The 14,841-nt window shown below is 68.4% G+C and carries 10 protein-coding genes; 6 read left to right on the top strand and 4 right to left on the bottom strand.

The window, feature by feature from the left end; genetic code table 11:
* The first annotated feature begins 46 nt into the window (after positions 1–46).
* Both CHB84_RS12485 and CHB84_RS12480 read left to right on the top strand, forming a co-directional pair.
* Entirely contained in the window at positions 47–5,017 is a 4,971-nt protein-coding gene (locus CHB84_RS12485; RefSeq protein WP_089301750.1) for an NAD-glutamate dehydrogenase, read from the top strand.
* 107 nt (positions 5,018–5,124) lie between these two features.
* Positions 5,125–5,754, top strand: a complete 630-nt coding sequence (locus CHB84_RS12480; protein WP_089301749.1) for a DUF8010 domain-containing protein — start codon at positions 5,125–5,127, stop codon at positions 5,752–5,754.
* A gap of 39 nt (positions 5,755–5,793) precedes the next feature.
* Here the strand turns inward: CHB84_RS12480 and CHB84_RS12475 are convergent, their stop codons facing one another.
* From CHB84_RS12475 to CHB84_RS12465, 3 genes are all read right to left on the bottom strand, one after another.
* The gene (locus CHB84_RS12475; protein ID WP_245818712.1) at positions 5,794–7,407 is read right to left on the bottom strand and encodes a glycoside hydrolase family 13 protein; all 1,614 of its coding nucleotides are present in this window, start codon (positions 7,405–7,407) and stop codon (positions 5,794–5,796) included.
* A gap of 90 nt (positions 7,408–7,497) precedes the next feature.
* The gene (locus tag CHB84_RS12470; protein ID WP_089301747.1) at positions 7,498–7,902 is read right to left on the bottom strand and encodes a globin; all 405 of its coding nucleotides are present in this window, start codon (positions 7,900–7,902) and stop codon (positions 7,498–7,500) included.
* A gap of 125 nt (positions 7,903–8,027) precedes the next feature.
* Positions 8,028–8,993, bottom strand: a complete 966-nt coding sequence (locus CHB84_RS12465; RefSeq protein WP_089301746.1) for a mechanosensitive ion channel family protein — start codon at positions 8,991–8,993, stop codon at positions 8,028–8,030.
* A gap of 131 nt (positions 8,994–9,124) precedes the next feature.
* Between CHB84_RS12465 and CHB84_RS12460 the strand changes: the two genes are divergently transcribed.
* From CHB84_RS12460 to CHB84_RS12445, 3 genes are all read left to right on the top strand, one after another.
* Positions 9,125–9,817, top strand: coding sequence for an HNH endonuclease (locus tag CHB84_RS12460; RefSeq protein WP_245818704.1), 693 nt, complete (start codon positions 9,125–9,127; stop codon positions 9,815–9,817).
* 715 nt (positions 9,818–10,532) lie between these two features.
* Positions 10,533–10,790, top strand: a complete 258-nt coding sequence (ctaJ, locus tag CHB84_RS12450) for an aa3-type cytochrome oxidase subunit CtaJ (RefSeq protein WP_089301744.1) — start codon at positions 10,533–10,535, stop codon at positions 10,788–10,790.
* Positions 10,777–11,265 carry a DUF5130 family protein gene (locus CHB84_RS12445; RefSeq protein WP_089301802.1) on the top strand — a complete coding sequence of 163 codons (489 nt, stop codon included), beginning with the start codon at positions 10,777–10,779 and terminating at the stop codon, positions 11,263–11,265. Before ctaJ ends, CHB84_RS12445 begins: the two co-directional genes overlap by 14 nt.
* A 67-nt stretch (positions 11,266–11,332) precedes the next feature.
* On the opposite strand, the gene pepN is transcribed toward CHB84_RS12445, so the two are convergent.
* Positions 11,333–13,930, bottom strand: coding sequence for an aminopeptidase N (gene pepN / locus CHB84_RS12440; RefSeq protein WP_089301743.1), 2,598 nt, complete (start codon positions 13,928–13,930; stop codon positions 11,333–11,335).
* A gap of 210 nt (positions 13,931–14,140) precedes the next feature.
* On the opposite strand from pepN, the gene CHB84_RS12435 reads away from it, so the two are divergent.
* Complete coding sequence (locus CHB84_RS12435) at positions 14,141–14,767, top strand: mycothiol-dependent nitroreductase Rv2466c family protein (RefSeq protein WP_089301801.1); 627 nt, start codon at positions 14,141–14,143, stop codon at positions 14,765–14,767.
* Positions 14,768–14,841: the final 74 nt, after the last annotated feature.

Below are 14,841 nucleotides of genomic sequence, written 5' to 3'. Positions count from 1 at the left end.
TGACGCACATCGCATCCGTGTCGAGGGAAACGGGGAGTTGCCTGGTATGAGTACGGCGCGAGTATCGGACCGGTCGCGATCGCGCTCGACCGACGACGGCGTCACGCGAGAGATCAACCCGGAGCGGCAACGAGACGACCTCATCGAGGCGGCAGCGGGGCTGGCGCCGGACATCGCCGATCTCGTCCGGCTGTACTACCGGCACGTCCCCGCCGAGGACATCGGCGGGGACGAACCGGCCGATCTGGTGGGGGCGGTGCGTGCGCACCTGCGGCTGGCCGATCAGCGCGTGCAGGGGCGTCCGGTGATCCAGATCCTCAACCCGGACCCGGACGAGGACGACTGGTCGAGCGAGGCCACCGTGGTACAGATCGTCACGGACGACATGCCCTACCTGGTCGACTCGGTCGCCGCCGAGCTCGCCCGCAGCGGGGTGGAGGTGCAACGGATCGTCCACCCCATCGTCGTGGTGTCCCGCGACGTCACCGGCACACTCACCGAGGTGCTGCCCCGCGCGGACGCTGATGCACCTCCGGAGGGCACCCAGGCCGAGTCCTGGATGTGCATCGAGCTCGACCGTATCGGCGACGCATCGCGGGCGAGCGAGCTCGAAGGCCGCCTGGATTCGGTGATCAACGATGTGCGCGAGGTCGTCGAGGACACCGAGCGCATGGCGGAGACGGCTCGCAGCCTCGCCCAGGAGCTGGAGACGAGTCCCCCGCCGCTGCCCGAGGTCGAGGTTTCCGACGGCTCGGAGTTGCTGCGGTGGCTGGTCGACGGCCACTTCACCTTCCTCGGGTATCGCAGGTACGAGGTCGTCCCGGACCCCGACTCGGAGCGGGGCGAGCCCGCACTGCGCGCCGTGCTCGCCAGCGGGCTCGGCGTCCTGCGCCAGGACAGCATCGCCGCGCGCAGCCTGACGGCGGGACCGGACATGGCCGAGACCGCGCTCGCGCCCACGTTGCTCGTGCTGACCTCGGCCAGTGCTCCGTCCACTGTGCACCGGCCTGTGCATCCGTACTACATCGGTGTCAAGACGTTCGACTCCGATGGAAACGTCGACGGGGAACATCGCTTCCTCGGCATGTTCACCACCTCTGCGCTGCACGCCGACGTGCTGGACATCCCCGTCATCGCGCGCATGGTCCGGGAGGTCATCCACAGGGCCGGGTTCCCGCTGGAGTCGCACTCGGGGCAGCGCATGCTCGAGGTCCTGCAGGAATGGCCGCGCGCCGAGCTGTTCTCCACCGACATCGACTCGCTGTACACGATGGCCACCGGCGCGATCACGCTGGCGGACCGCCGCAGGCTGCGCCTGTTCCTGCGTAAGGATCCCTACGGCCGCTTCTACTCCTGCCTGGTGTTCGTGCCACGGGACCGTTACTCGACGCGCTCGCGTCAGGCCATGCAGGAGGTGTTGCTGCGGCAGCTGGGCGGCACCAAGGTGGAGTTCGCGACCCGGCTCGGGGAGGCGATGCTCGCGCAGGTGCACTTCACGGTCTACACCGACAGCGCGGACGAGGCCGAACCGGACTCGCTGCGGATCCAGGAACAGCTCAACGAGGCGGTGCGCAGCTGGGAGGATCATCTGGTCGAGGCGATCCTTCAGGAGCGGCGTGATCAGGGTTACCACGGCCAGCCACACGCCGAGGAGACGGCCAGCGAGCTCGGGCAGCGTTTCGCCGCCCGGTTACCCGAGGCGTACAAGGAGGACTTCGACGCGGCCGACGGCCTGGCCGACCTGCGTACGCTCGAGGGCCTGTCCGCCGACCACGACGTCACGATGCGCTTCTACGTTCCGCACGGAGCCGTCCGCGGGGAGAGCCGGTTCAAGATATACCTGCTGGATGAAGGCGTGACGCTGTCCAGCCTCCTCCCGATGTTGCAGCGTATGGGCGTGGAGGTCGTCGACCAGCGACCCTACGAGATCCACGGCGACGGGGGGAGCCGGTTCTGGATCTACGACTTCGGCCTGCGGATCGATCGCGACGTGTTCGACGCGGTACTCGCCGAGCCCGGGCTGGGCGGTCTGCGGGAACGGTTCCAGGAGGCCTTCTCCGCCATGTGGCACGGGCGGGCCGAGGTGGACGGGTTCACCGGGCTGGTACTGCGGTCCGGGTTGACCTGGCGGCAGGTGGCCGTACTGCGTGCCTACTCGCGGTACCTGCGGCAGGCGGGTACGCCCTACTCGCAGGCTTACATCGAGGACGCGTTGCTGGCCAACAGCGTGATCGCCACGGAGCTGGTGAACCTGTTCGAGGCCAAGTTCGCGCTCGGCGTCGACGAAGAACGGCGTACCGGGGCCGTCGAGGCCTGTCGCGCGGAGATCGCCGGCCGCATCGATGCCGTGTCCAGCCTGGACGAGGACCGCATCCTGCGCCGCCTCCTCACGGTGATCACTGCGACGTTGCGCACGAACTACTTCGTCACGGAGGCCGACGGCACGCCCCGGCCGTACGTGTCGTTCAAGCTCGACCCCCAGGTGATTCCCGACCTGCCGGAGCCGCGGCCGCAGTTCGAGATCTACGTGTACTCACCGCGGATGGAAGGTGTGCACCTGAGGTTCGGGCCGGTCGCGCGCGGTGGCCTGCGCTGGTCGGACCGCAGGGAGGACTTCCGTACCGAGGTCCTTGGCCTCGCCAAGGCCCAGGCGGTCAAGAACGCCGTGATCGTGCCGGTCGGCGCCAAGGGTGGCTTCATCGTCAAGCGTCCGCCCGCGTCGAGCGGGGACCGGGCGAGCGACCGCGAGGCTTACCACGCCGAAGGAGTGGCCTGCTACCGCATGTTCATCTCCGGCCTGCTGGACCTGACCGACAACCTCGTCGAGGGACGGAACGTCCCGCCCGCCGGAGTCGTGCGCTATGACGGTGACGACAACTACCTCGTGGTCGCCGCCGACAAGGGCACAGCGACCTTCTCGGACATCGCGAACGAGGTCTCGGCCGACTACGGCTTCTGGCTGGGTGACGCCTTCGCGTCGGGCGGTTCGGCCGGTTACGACCACAAGGCCATGGGAATCACCGCCAAGGGTGCGTGGGAATCGGTGAAGCGGCACTTCCGCGAGCTCGGTGTGAACACCCAGGCGCAGGACTTCACCGTCGTCGGAGTCGGCGACATGGGCGGTGACGTCTTCGGCAACGGTATGTTGCTGTCCGAGCACATCAGGCTGGTGGCCGCGTTCAACCACATGCACATCTTCGTCGACCCCGACCCGGACCCGGCGAACTCGTTCGCCGAGCGCAGGCGGTTGTTCGACATGCCACGTTCCACCTGGGACGACTACGATCGCTCGTTGATCAGCGAGGGAGGTGGGGTGTTCAGCCGCAGCGCGAAGTCGATCGAGGTCACGCCCCGGATGCGCGCGGCACTCGGCCTGGAGGACGACGTGCGGCGGCTGGCGCCGACCGAGCTGATCAGGGCCATCCTGCTCGCCCCTGTCGACCTGCTGTGGAACGGCGGCATCGGCACGTACGTGAAGTCCTCCCACGAGTCCCATGCGGATGCCGATGACAAGACCAACGACGCCGTGCGGGTGGACGGCGAGCAGCTGCGCGTGCGGGTGGTCGGCGAGGGCGGCAACCTCGGGTTGACCCAGCGTGGCCGGATCGAGTTCGCCCGGGCAGGCGGCAAGATCAATACGGATGCGGTGGACAACTCGGGCGGCGTGGACTGCTCCGACCACGAGGTGAACTTCAAGATCCTGCTGGAACGGCTCATCGCATCCGGGCAGCTGGCGCGCGCGGACCGTAACGCGTTGCTGGAGTTGATGACCGACGACGTCACGGCACTGGTACTGGCCAACAACTACCGGCAGAACAAGGTGCTGGGTATCAGCAGGCAGCACGCAGCGCCCATGGTCTCGGTGCACCAGCGGCAGGTCAGCTACCTCGAGTCGCACGCAGGGCTGGACAGGGAGCTCGAGGCCCTGCCGAGCAACGAGGAGTTCAAGGAGCTGGACAAGGCCGGGTGGGGACTGACCGCGCCGGAGCTGGCGAGCCTGCTCGCGCACGTCAAGCTCAATCTCGAGGACGAGCTGCTGGCCAGTGAGCTCCCGGACCAGGAGGTGTTCGCGCGCAGGCTGCCGGGTTACTTCCCGGAGGCCCTCCGCGCCCGCTTCGGCGATGCGATCTACACGCACCCGCTGGACAGGGAAATCGTGACGACGCTGATCGTCAACGAGGTCGTCGACGGTGCGGGGTTGAGCTACGCGTTCCGGTTGAACGAGGAGACACACGCGAGCGCTACCGATGCCGTACGTGCCTTCGCCGTTGTGACCGCCGTGTACGAGCTGCCGCAGCTGTGGCAGCGCATCGACGAGCTGGACAACGTGGTGGCCAGTGACGTGACCGACAGGCTCGTGCTGGAGACGCGGCGGCTGCTCGATCGAGCCTCCCGTTGGTGGTTGACCAACCGCCCGCAACCGCTCGCGGTCGGCTCCGAGATCAACCGTTTCGCCGGGACGGTCGCGCGGCTGGCCCCCAAGGTGCCCGGTTTCCTGCGGGGCAGCCATGCGGAGTCGTTGCGGGCCGAACGCGAGCAGCTGGACGAGTGGGGTGTCCCCGGCGACGTCGCCGAGCGGGTGTCGCTGCTGCTGCATGCCTACGGCCTGCTCGACGTCACGGAGGTGGCCGAGCTCGCCGAGCAGGACATCGACATCAGCGGGGAGCAGGCTCCGGAGGAGACGGCGGAGCTCTACTACGCGTTGTCCCACCATCTCAACGTCGACTCGTTGCTCACCTCGGTGAGCGAGCTGGAGCGGGGCAACCGGTGGCACGCGCTCGCCCGGCTGGCGCTGCGTGACGACATCTACTTCTCGCTGAGGGCCATCACGCTGGACGCGCTGCGCAGCAGCAACCCGGGCGACCCTGTCGACGACAAGATCGAGCAGTGGGAGACGGTGAACGCTTCCCGGCTGTCCCGGGCACGTGTGGCGCTCGACGAGATCAACCGCTCCGGCAGGCTCGACCTGGCCACACTGTCTGTCGCCGCGCGCCAGATGCGCAGTATGGCGGGATAGCCCACCGTGTCGGGCCACTCGGCACCCCGTGTCGGGCAGCGATCGTGTCCGAGCGCCCGACACGGGGTGTCCGATTGCCCGACACGCCTCCGCGTACGGTTGTTGACGTGACGAAGTTACAAGTTCCCGACGTCGGTGAGCGGGAGAGCCTGGGCACGTTCGTCGCACGGCTTGTCCGCCTCGACGCCCAGGCCGTCGTGCGCCTGCGCGCGCGTGGCGACGGCATCGTCGACGCGTGGGCGAAAACGCCGTTCGACGTGCTCGCCACGCGCAGCGTCGTCGGCGAGGTCGATCCGCGCGATCTCACCGTATCCGGCAACGAGCTGCTCGCGGCACTGTCGGTGGCCGGTGGCGAGCTGATGAATCCGGGCCGTCCCCAGGACCTGATGTGGCGCTCCGAGCTCCCCGGCGGGGCGGGTTTCCGATTCGTGGAAGAACTGCCGGTGCACGTCGTCACCGACGTCACAGATCGCGGTCTCGCTGTGGCAAGGGAGAACCTCGGCCCGAAGGGCACGCCGCCCACGTCGCTGCTCGATCAGGAGGTTCTCACCGTCAGCGACGAGGACACCGAGCTCAAGATCTCCCTGCGGTGCCTGTTCGCGCTGGCCGGCATGGGCTTCACCGGCTCCGCGGACGATCGGGTGCGGGTCAGCGCCAACAGCGGGTGGTTGCGCCTCGACGCCCGCTACGGCGCCGTGCTGCGCCAGCGCCGTAGCCTGCTTCCGCTGGTGTTCTGAGGGTCCTCCCGACGCGGCCGCCGGGGGCGTAGTCGGGCCTTACCGGATCCACGCCGCGGCGTCGGTCGGCAGCGTGCCGTCGGTGACCGTGGTACTGGCCAGCAGCACCTCCCCTTCGGGCAGCGGCACCGGCGCGCCGCTGGCATTCAGCACGCACACCAGGCCGCCGGCCCTGCGGAATGCGAGACACCCTGTGGGCGCTGTCGACCATTCGAGCGTGCCGTCGGTGGAGTCGAGCAAGGTGCGCCGCAGCTCGATCGCCGAGCGGTACAGCGACAGGACGGAGTCCGGGTCCTCCAGCTGGGCCGCGACGGTGCGGTCGGACCAGTCCGCAGGCATCGGCAGCCAGGCCTGTTCAGCGGTGGAGAACTCGTACGGCGGTGCCGTGCCTTCCCAGGGGATCGGGACGCGCGCGCGGTCACGCCCCCGCTCGTCGGTGCGGGTACGCGTCATCGGGTCGGCCGACGAGCCCGGAGGAAGATCCACATCCGGCAGGCCCAGCTCCTCGCCGTTGTACAGGTACACCGCGCCCGGTAGGGCGAGCTGGACGAGGGCCATCGCCCGCGCCCGGCGAGCGCCGACCTCACCGCCACCGTACCGGGTGACCTGCCGGGACAGGTCGTGGCTTGCCAGTGTCCATGCCGGCAAGCTGCCCGCGCGGCCCGCGGCGTCGAGCGACCTGTAGATCGCCTCCTGGATCGCGTCGGAGTCGAACGGGGCCTGCGACAGCAGGAAGTTGAACGCCTGGTGGAGCTCGTCGGGAGCGAGGTACCGGGAGAACCGGTCCTCGTCGAACGTCCAGACCTCACCGATCGCCATCCGGCCCGGGTACTCGTCGAGTACGGCCCGGATGTGGCGGTGGATGTCGTGCACCCCGTCATTGTCGAAGCGCGGGTCGAAGTAGGCGCTGGTATCAGCCGACCCAGCCGCCCGTGGGTCCATGTCCTCGAGAGCGGGCGGCTTGGCCATGCCGTGCGCCACGTCGATCCGGAAACCGTCCACGCCACGGTCGAGCCAGAAGCGCATCGTGCGCGCGAAGTCCTCACGAACCTCGCTGTTGTTCCAGTTCAGGTCCGGCTGCTCGGGTGCGAACAGGTGGAGGTACCACTGGCCGGCATTACCGGCCGAACCGTCGCTGATCTTGCTCCACGCGGGCCCGCCGAACGCGCTGACCCAGTTGTTCGGCGGCTGCTGCCCGTCGGGACCGCCGCCCGGCCGGAAGATGTATCGGTCCCGCTCCGGACCGGCTGCCCCGGCCGCGCAAGCCTGCACGAACCACTCGTGTTGGTCGCTGGTGTGGTTGGGTACCAGGTCGATGATCACTCGCATGCCGTGGGCATGGGCGTCCCGCACGAGCGAGTCGAACGTGTCGAGGTCTCCGAAGACCGGATCGACCGCACGGGGGTCGGCCACGTCGTAGCCGCCGTCGGCCATCGGTGAGACGTAGAACGGCGTCAACCACAGGGCATCCACCCCGAGCAGCTCCAGGTAGCCCAGGCGCGAACGGATTCCGTCCAGGTCGCCGACCCCGTCACCGTCGGAGTCGGCGAAGGATCGGACGTACACCACGTACACGACGGCGTCCTGCCACCAGGCAGTATGCCGGTCGGCCCCCGTGAACGCCTCCTGGCGTGGCTCCCGGTTCGCCTCCACCACGCCAGGCGAATCGCTTCTCACCCCTCGTCGCATGAGCAACCATCCTGCCATCCCGCCGCACGGGTGGGGTAGTACGGGCCAGGTCTGTCACACCCAGCTGTTCATCATGCTGTGGGCGGCCATTTCCAAGTAGTCCCACAGCCGTTGGCGGTACGGCTCGGCGATGCCTTCCTCGTCGACGGCGATACGCATGCACCGCAGCCACGCGTCCCGCTCGACCGGTCCGATGGAGAACGGCGCGTGCCGCATCCGGAGTCTGGGGTGGCCTCGCTGCTCGGAGTAGGTCTGCGGTCCTCCCCAGTACTGCATGAGGAACAGGCGCAGGCGCTCCTCGGCGGGGCCGAGATCCTCCTCCGGGTAAATGGGTCGGAGTACCTCGTCGGCGGCTACTTCCTGGTAGAAGCGGGAGACGATCCTGCGGAAGGTCGGTTCCCCACCGATCGCCTCGTAGAGAGTCTGCGGGGTCTGCTGCTCCGGCTGTGCTGTACTCACGTGACCATCCTGACGTATCGCCGCCGCCACGTGCGACCCGGCAGGGCAGAGGGCGCCCGGCGGGCGGGGGCCTGCCACGTGGGGTGGGTTCGTTGGCGCCTGTCGACGCTCCGCGGTGGTGCTCGCTAATGGGGACCGAACAGCCGGGGGAGTGGACGCTCGAAGCCCGCCTCGGTGAGCGCTGTGCTGATCTTGCCGGACAGTGCCCGCTGGACCATCCACTGGCTGCCCGGCTTCACCTTCACGGTGAGCCTCAGCTGGATGTTCTCCGGTGTCATTGCGGTCACCCCGAGCACCTCCGGTGGTTCCATCACCTCGTTGCGGACCGGATCCTCGCTCGTCACCTGCGAGGCGACCGTGCCGAGCAGCTCACTGGCGCGCTCGACGTCGGAGTTGTAGGCGATGGGCACGTCGACGACGGCAACGGCGAAGCTCTGGCTGTAGTTGCCGATCCGCATGATCTGGCCGTTGCGGACGTACCAGACGGTGCCGTTGATGTCGCGGAGGGTGGTGACACGCATACCGACGGCCTCCACGGTGCCTTCGGCCTCACCTCCGTCGACATAGTCACCCACCCCGTACTGGTCCTCGACCATCATGAAGAGGCCGGACAGGAAGTCCTGTACGAGGCTCTGCGCGCCGAAGCCGAGCGCGACACCGGCGACGCCTGCCGAGGCGAGCAGCGGGCCGAGGTTGATCCCCAGCTCGGCCAGGATCTGCAGCCCGGCGATCCCGCAGATCACGAAGCTGGTGATCGACCTCAGGACCGAGCCGAGGGTCCTGGCGCGTTGCTGCCTGCGCTCGATGAGCGTGTTGCTTGGCACGCCCTGAGCGCGTTCCCGCAGCGGGCGCAGCAGCGCCGGCGTTCTGCCGTTGTTCTCCCGGGGGAGCCGGGTGACCCTGTTGATCAGTTTGTGCAGCAGGTACCGGAGTACGAGTGCGGCGACGAGGACGACCAGTATCTTCAGCGGCTTGGCCACCAGCCAGTCCGCCGAGGCCGCGATCCAGTCGTTCCCGGTCAGCCGGTAGACGTTCGCGCACCACGTACCGGTCTCCGTCGCGCACTCGGGTTGGCTCAGAAATGCGTTCACGATCGGTGCGTCCTTGATCGTCGTCGGATAACGTGGTCGCTAATGAGTATGCGCGTGACACGACCCTCGATCGACGTGCTATTGAGGGGCAAGGTGTGGTCGACTAGGACTGCGCCGATGGAGGTGGTCGAGTGCGGGAGCGAGAACCGGTCCCGATAACCGACCCCGTTCCACACCGGAACGGGGACGTATCGGTACGCGAGCGCGGCACGACGCCCCGGGGTGCGCAGGAGCCTCGCCGGGGCGGACGCAGGTCGGGCGGGCACAAGCGTGCACGCTCCCGGGAGTCCGACGGTTCGCCCCCGAACTGGGCGCGCAGCAGGGTTCTCCTGCTCAACGCCACATTCGAACCGCTGACGGCGCTGCCTCTCAAACGCGCCATCGTGCTGGTCGTGTGCGGCAAGGCGGAGATCGTGCACAATGACCCCTCAGGGTTCGTGTTGCACTCCGCACGTACCGCGATTCCTGTCCCCTCCGTCATCAGGCTCGGCAACTACGTACGAGTACCGTACCGCGCCCAGGTGCCGCTGACGCGCGCGGGAATCATGCATCGTGACCGGTTTCGCTGTGCCTACTGCGGAAGCAAGGCGACAACGGTCGACCACGTGGTCCCGCGCAGCAGGGGAGGGGCGCACACCTGGCAGAACTGCGTGGCCTGCTGCTCGAAGTGCAACCACCGCAAGGCGGACCGGCTACTCGCCGAGCTGGGGTGGACGTTGCGCACGGTTCCGGAGCCCCCCCACGGCCCGTACTGGCGGCTGCTGACCCAGATCAACGACCGGGACGCCGATTGGCGCCCCTATCTGGGAGCGCCCGCCGCGTAACGGCCGCGCGCACACGCCTGGCCCAGCCGGTGGCCCAGCCGGTGACCCAGCCGGTGACCCAGCCGGCGCTCCTGCGCCCGCGTCCCTGTTCACGCGGGCCATCCAGGTGCGCAGCCTGGCGTGCTGATGCGTTCGTCGCGCTACTTCCAGGCAGCAGCGTCCGGCTGTCCGGCCGGGTGCGGGAGTGGCAGCCCTCAGGCGGCGGTGACGCGGGTCCCGCGGGTGACACGGGTCCCGCAGGTGACGCGGGTGCCTGCGGTGATGCGGGTACCGGCCGTGACGCGGGTCCCGCGGGTGACACGGGTCCCGCGGGTGACACGGGTGCCAGCGGTGACGCGGGTGCCACGGGTGCCAGCGGTGACACGAGTACCTGCGGTGACGCGAGTGCCACGGGTGACGTCGGTGGTCTCAGGGGCGAGAGGCGTGCTGAGCATGAGCGTGTCCTTCTGGTTGCGGCGTGTACATATCGACGACCGGGTCGCATAGTGCAACCCCCGTACAGGTGAAAAGTTACGAGGGATGCGTGTGGTGAACAAGGTGCCAGCGACGAGTGCGGGCCTATCGACGTTCAGTTGCCAACGTTCGCGCTACGCTCTTGGGCTCATCGTCGGAGACCGTCCCGCGACACTCGGCGGACGGTGTTTGTGGTGCGACGACCGGCTCGACGCGGGGACGGCATGGCCGCGACGAGCGCCGCATCGGATACGCTCACACCGTGAGTGTGCTCGAGACAGTGTTGTACCTAATCGTTATTCCCGGGGCCATCTACGGGCTGATCAGCCTGGTCGCGCTGCGGTCCAAGCTCGCGTCCACGACGCGCTACCGGCCTGGTCAGGAATGGGAGTACCCGCCGGTGTGGTGGAGCGCCAACCCCGAGGGGGTCGGTTCCCCCGCCGAGTACGGCGCCGAGCCGCGCGGGCCCGCACGGCAGGAAACCGCACGCGTACGGGGAGGTGCCCGTGGCACTTGGTGAACTGGCTCGTCCGGCCGAAGCCGTCAGTGAGACCGAGCTGCAGGAAGGTTCGGTCGTTACGGCGAGTGGACGCGTGTCTGTCGCCAGGGAGTACCAACAGACTACTCCATCCGGCCCATTCAAGCCGTGGCAGCTTGCCCGTATCGACGAGGCACTGACGCTGTCGAGTCGGGACACCGGCCTGGATTTCAGTGTCTACCTCGGCGAGCTCGGTGAGGACAGCCGCGCGGGTGCCGAGCGACTGTTCGACCGGATCGGTGAGCGCGAGCACGCGTCGGTACTGATCGCGATCTCCCCGGGTGAACGCGTCGTGGAGATCGTCACCGGGGAGACGGCGACCAGCCGCCTGTCGCAACGCGCGCTCAAGCTCGCCGTGATGAGCATGGTGGCCTCGTTCAAGGAAGGCGACCTCTGCCGCGGCATCGTCACCGGGCTGCGCATGCTCGCCGACCAAGCAGGCAGGGTCGGGTCCTGACCGGCACGCCGTGAGTGGTGGGGCGCACGCCCCACCACTCGACGCGCGCCGGTGCAGGCTGCCGGCGTCACGACCCCTGATCGAAGTCGCGGGCGGCCAGCGCGCGCACGATGCCGGCACGCCCTTCCGAGACCAACCTGCGCAACGCAGGCGGGTGATCCGCGGCGAGCCAGGCGTCGGCGACCTTCACGCTGCGCCGGTCCACCGACCACGACGGGTACAGCCCGACCACGATGGGCTGGGCGCGCTCGCTCGACCGCCGCTGCCACACAGTGTCGATCTCGTCGAAGTAGGTGTCCACGTAGCCTGCGAGCAGGTCCTTCTGCGCGGGATGGCTGAAGCCCGAGATGATCGCGTCATTGACAGCGTTGGGTAGCTCGTCGTCGTGCACGGCCCGCTCCCATGCCAGCGCCTTGGCCTCGGGGGTGGGACGCAGCGCCATCGCGCGCTCGTAATGCCTGCGCCCCGTCGAGGTGTTGTCCCGCTCCAGCTCGGACTCCACCTCGGCGTCGCCTGCTTTGCCGTGCGCGACAAGGGCTTGCAGCAGCCGCCACCGCAGATCGGTGTCGACGACCAGGCCCTGCAGCGGCGCGGACCCATCGAGAAGCCCGGCGAGCATCGCCAGGCAGTCCTCGTCGAGCACCGCCCCGGACAGCGAGTTGACGCAGGCCAGCTGGTGGTCCGAGCCGGGTTCGGCAGCTGCGGCGAGCTCGCGCAATCGTGCCGTGAACATCGGCCAGCCGTGCTGGGCCGCCCAGCCCGGGTCGGCGTAGGAGCTCAGCGCTGTCTGCGCCTGCAGCAGCACGCGCTGCACCACGCCGATCTCCTCGCCGAGGTGGATGCCGCGCGTCACCAGTGTCACGAAGTCACGCGCCTTGAGCTCGGCTTCTCTCGTCATCTCCCACGCGGCCGACCAGCACAGCGTGCGAGGCAGCGACTCGCCGATGTCTGCGATCCTGTTGATCACCGTCACCAGCGAGTCGGGGTCGAGGCGCATGGTGCAGTAGGTGAGGTCGTCGTCGTTGACCAGCACCAGCTTGCCGCGTGGCACGCCGACCAGCTCGTCGACGGTGGTGCGCTCCCCGGAGACATCCAGCTCGGCCCGGTGGGTACGCACGAGGCCGCCGCCGGCGTACTCGTCGTAGACACCCACGGCCAGCCGGTGCGTGCGCAGCTCGCCCGAGCCCGGTTGCGCCCCGGACTGCAGGATCGCGAAGTCGGTGAACGTCCCGTCCTCGTCGACGGAGTACGTGGGACGCAGGGCGTTGAGCCCCGTGGTCTCCAGCCACTGTGCGCTCCACCAGGACAGGTCACGGCCGGAGGCTTCCTCCAGCGCGGCGAGCAGGTCGCCGAGCGTGGCGTTGCCCCAGGCGTGCTTGTCGAAGTAGACGTTGAGCCCGGACAGGAAGTTCGACAGACCCACGTAGGCGACGAGCTGCTTGAGCACGCTGGCGCCCTTCGCGTAGGTGATCCCGTCGAAGTTCACCTCCACCGCCTGCAGGTCCACCATGTCGGCCGCGATCGGGTGGGTGGACGGCAGCTGGTCCTGGCGGTAGGCCCAGGACTTCTCGATGTTGGCGAAGCTCGTCCACGCGTGGGTGTACTCGGTGGCCTCGGCCTGAGCGAGCACGCTGGCGAAGGTCGCGAAGGACTCGTTCAGCCAGAGGTCGTCCCACCAGCGCATGGTCACCAGGTCGCCGAACCACATATGCGCCATCTCGTGCAGCAACGTCTCGCAGCGTCGCTCGTAGGCGTACCGGGTGACCCTGGACCGGAAGACGTAGTCCTCCAGGAACGTCACCGCTCCGGCGTTCTCCATGGCGCCCGCGTTGAACTCGGGGACGAACAGCTGGTCGTACTTGCGGAACGGGTAGGTCACGCCGAAGTTGCGGTGGTAGAAGGCGAAACCCTGCTTGGTCTCGGCGAACAGCCGCTCGGCATCCATGTACTCGGCCAGCGACGCCCTGCAGTAGATACCCAGCGGGATGCGGATGGGCTCGGCAGCTGCCGAGTCACCGTCCGCGCGCTCCTCGACGTAGGTGTCGTGCCAGCAGGCGTACGGGCCTGCGACGAGCGCGACGAGGTAGGTGGAGATCCGTTCCGACTCGCTGAACAGCGTGCGCACCGCGCCACCCGGAGCATCCTCCCGCGAGGCGACAGGGGCGTTGGAGACCACGTTCCAGTCGCGCGGGGCGGTCACCGCGAGTCGGTGCGTCGCCTTCAGGTCCGGCTGGTCGAAGCAGGCGAACATCCGCTTGGCATCGGCCGTCTCGAACTGGGTGTAGAGGTAGACGTTGCCGTCGACCGGGTCGACGAAGCGGTGCACGCCCTCGCCGGTGTTCATGTACGAGCACTCCGCGTGCACGGTGAGCTCGTTGTACTCGGCGAGGTCGCCGAGCGGGAGGCCCTTCTCCTCGGTGTAGCCGGAGACATCGAGCTCGACGCCGTTGAGCGTCGCGGAGTGCACCCTGGCGGCAACGATCTCGATCCAGGTGCTCGTACCCGCCTCGGCTGCCGTGAACGCCACCGTCGTGCGCGAGTCGAAGGTCTCCGAGCCCGGCTCGCCTGCACCGTCGGTGAGGTCGAGCTCGATGTCGTAGGAAACGACCTCGAGAAGGCGGGCACGTTGCTTGGCTTGGTCACGGGTCAGGTTCGGAGCGGCCACAAGCACCTCGGTTCACGGTATGGATCGAACTGTCGGGGGTCGTTACCGCATCCAATCATGCATGTGCATCACGCCTCGCACGACGGTATGCGGCGGGTACGTCCACCCGCCGACCGCGCGCGCCGCGTTCGTGGAACACAACGCTTCGCGGCGGTGTTGACCCTTCTGGACGCTCCATCAGACGTATACACGATCCCGAAAGGGGAACCGTTGACAACGGCACACGACGCGCAGGGCCCGACCAGGGTGGACTTCTACTTCGACCCGGCTTGCCCGTTCGCGTGGGTCACCTCGCGATGGATCCTGGAGGTCGAGCAGCTCCGCGACCTCGATCTGCGGTTCCGGGTCATGAGCCTGGCCGTGCTCAACGAGGGGCGTGACCTTCCGGACGACTACCGCGCGCTGCTCGATCGGGCATGGGGGCCGGTCCGCGTGGCGATCGCCGCGGCCGAGCACGCCGGTGAGCAGGTGCTGCGCGACCTGTACACGGCGATGGGAACGCGCCTGCACAACAGGGGGATGCAGGACTTCGACGCCGTGATAAGCGAGTCGCTCGCCGAGGTGGGGCTGCCCGAGGACCTCGCCAAGGCCGCCCACAGCACCGACTACGACGAGCGGTTGCGCGCCAGCCATCACGAGGGGATGGATCCCGTCGGGATGGACGTGGGGACCCCGACCATCCACATCGACGGGGTCGCGTTCTTCGGCCCGGTGCTGACCTCGATCCCGCGAGGGGAGGAAGCGGCGCGGGTGTTCGACGGTGCGCGGCTGCTGGCAGGCTACCCCGACTTCTTCGAGCTCAAGCGGACGCGCACGGGCGAGTTCGACTTCAGCTGATCGCCGAAGCCGCTGACGCGGACCAGTTCGCTGTGCCAGGGTGGTAACTCGAAGTCGGGATCAACGAGGCACGA

This window comes from Haloechinothrix alba, from assembly GCF_900188115.1.
Taxonomy (GTDB): domain Bacteria; phylum Actinomycetota; class Actinomycetes; order Mycobacteriales; family Pseudonocardiaceae; genus Haloechinothrix; species Haloechinothrix alba.
Note: the sequence above shows the minus strand (reverse complement) of the source record. Positions and strands in the feature narration are given on the sequence as shown.

Excerpts from the sequence above, each read along its gene's own strand:
- CHB84_RS12485 (WP_089301750.1), top strand. The coding sequence starts at position 47 with ATGAGTACGGCGCGAGTATCGGACCGGTCGCGATCGCGCTCGACCGAC.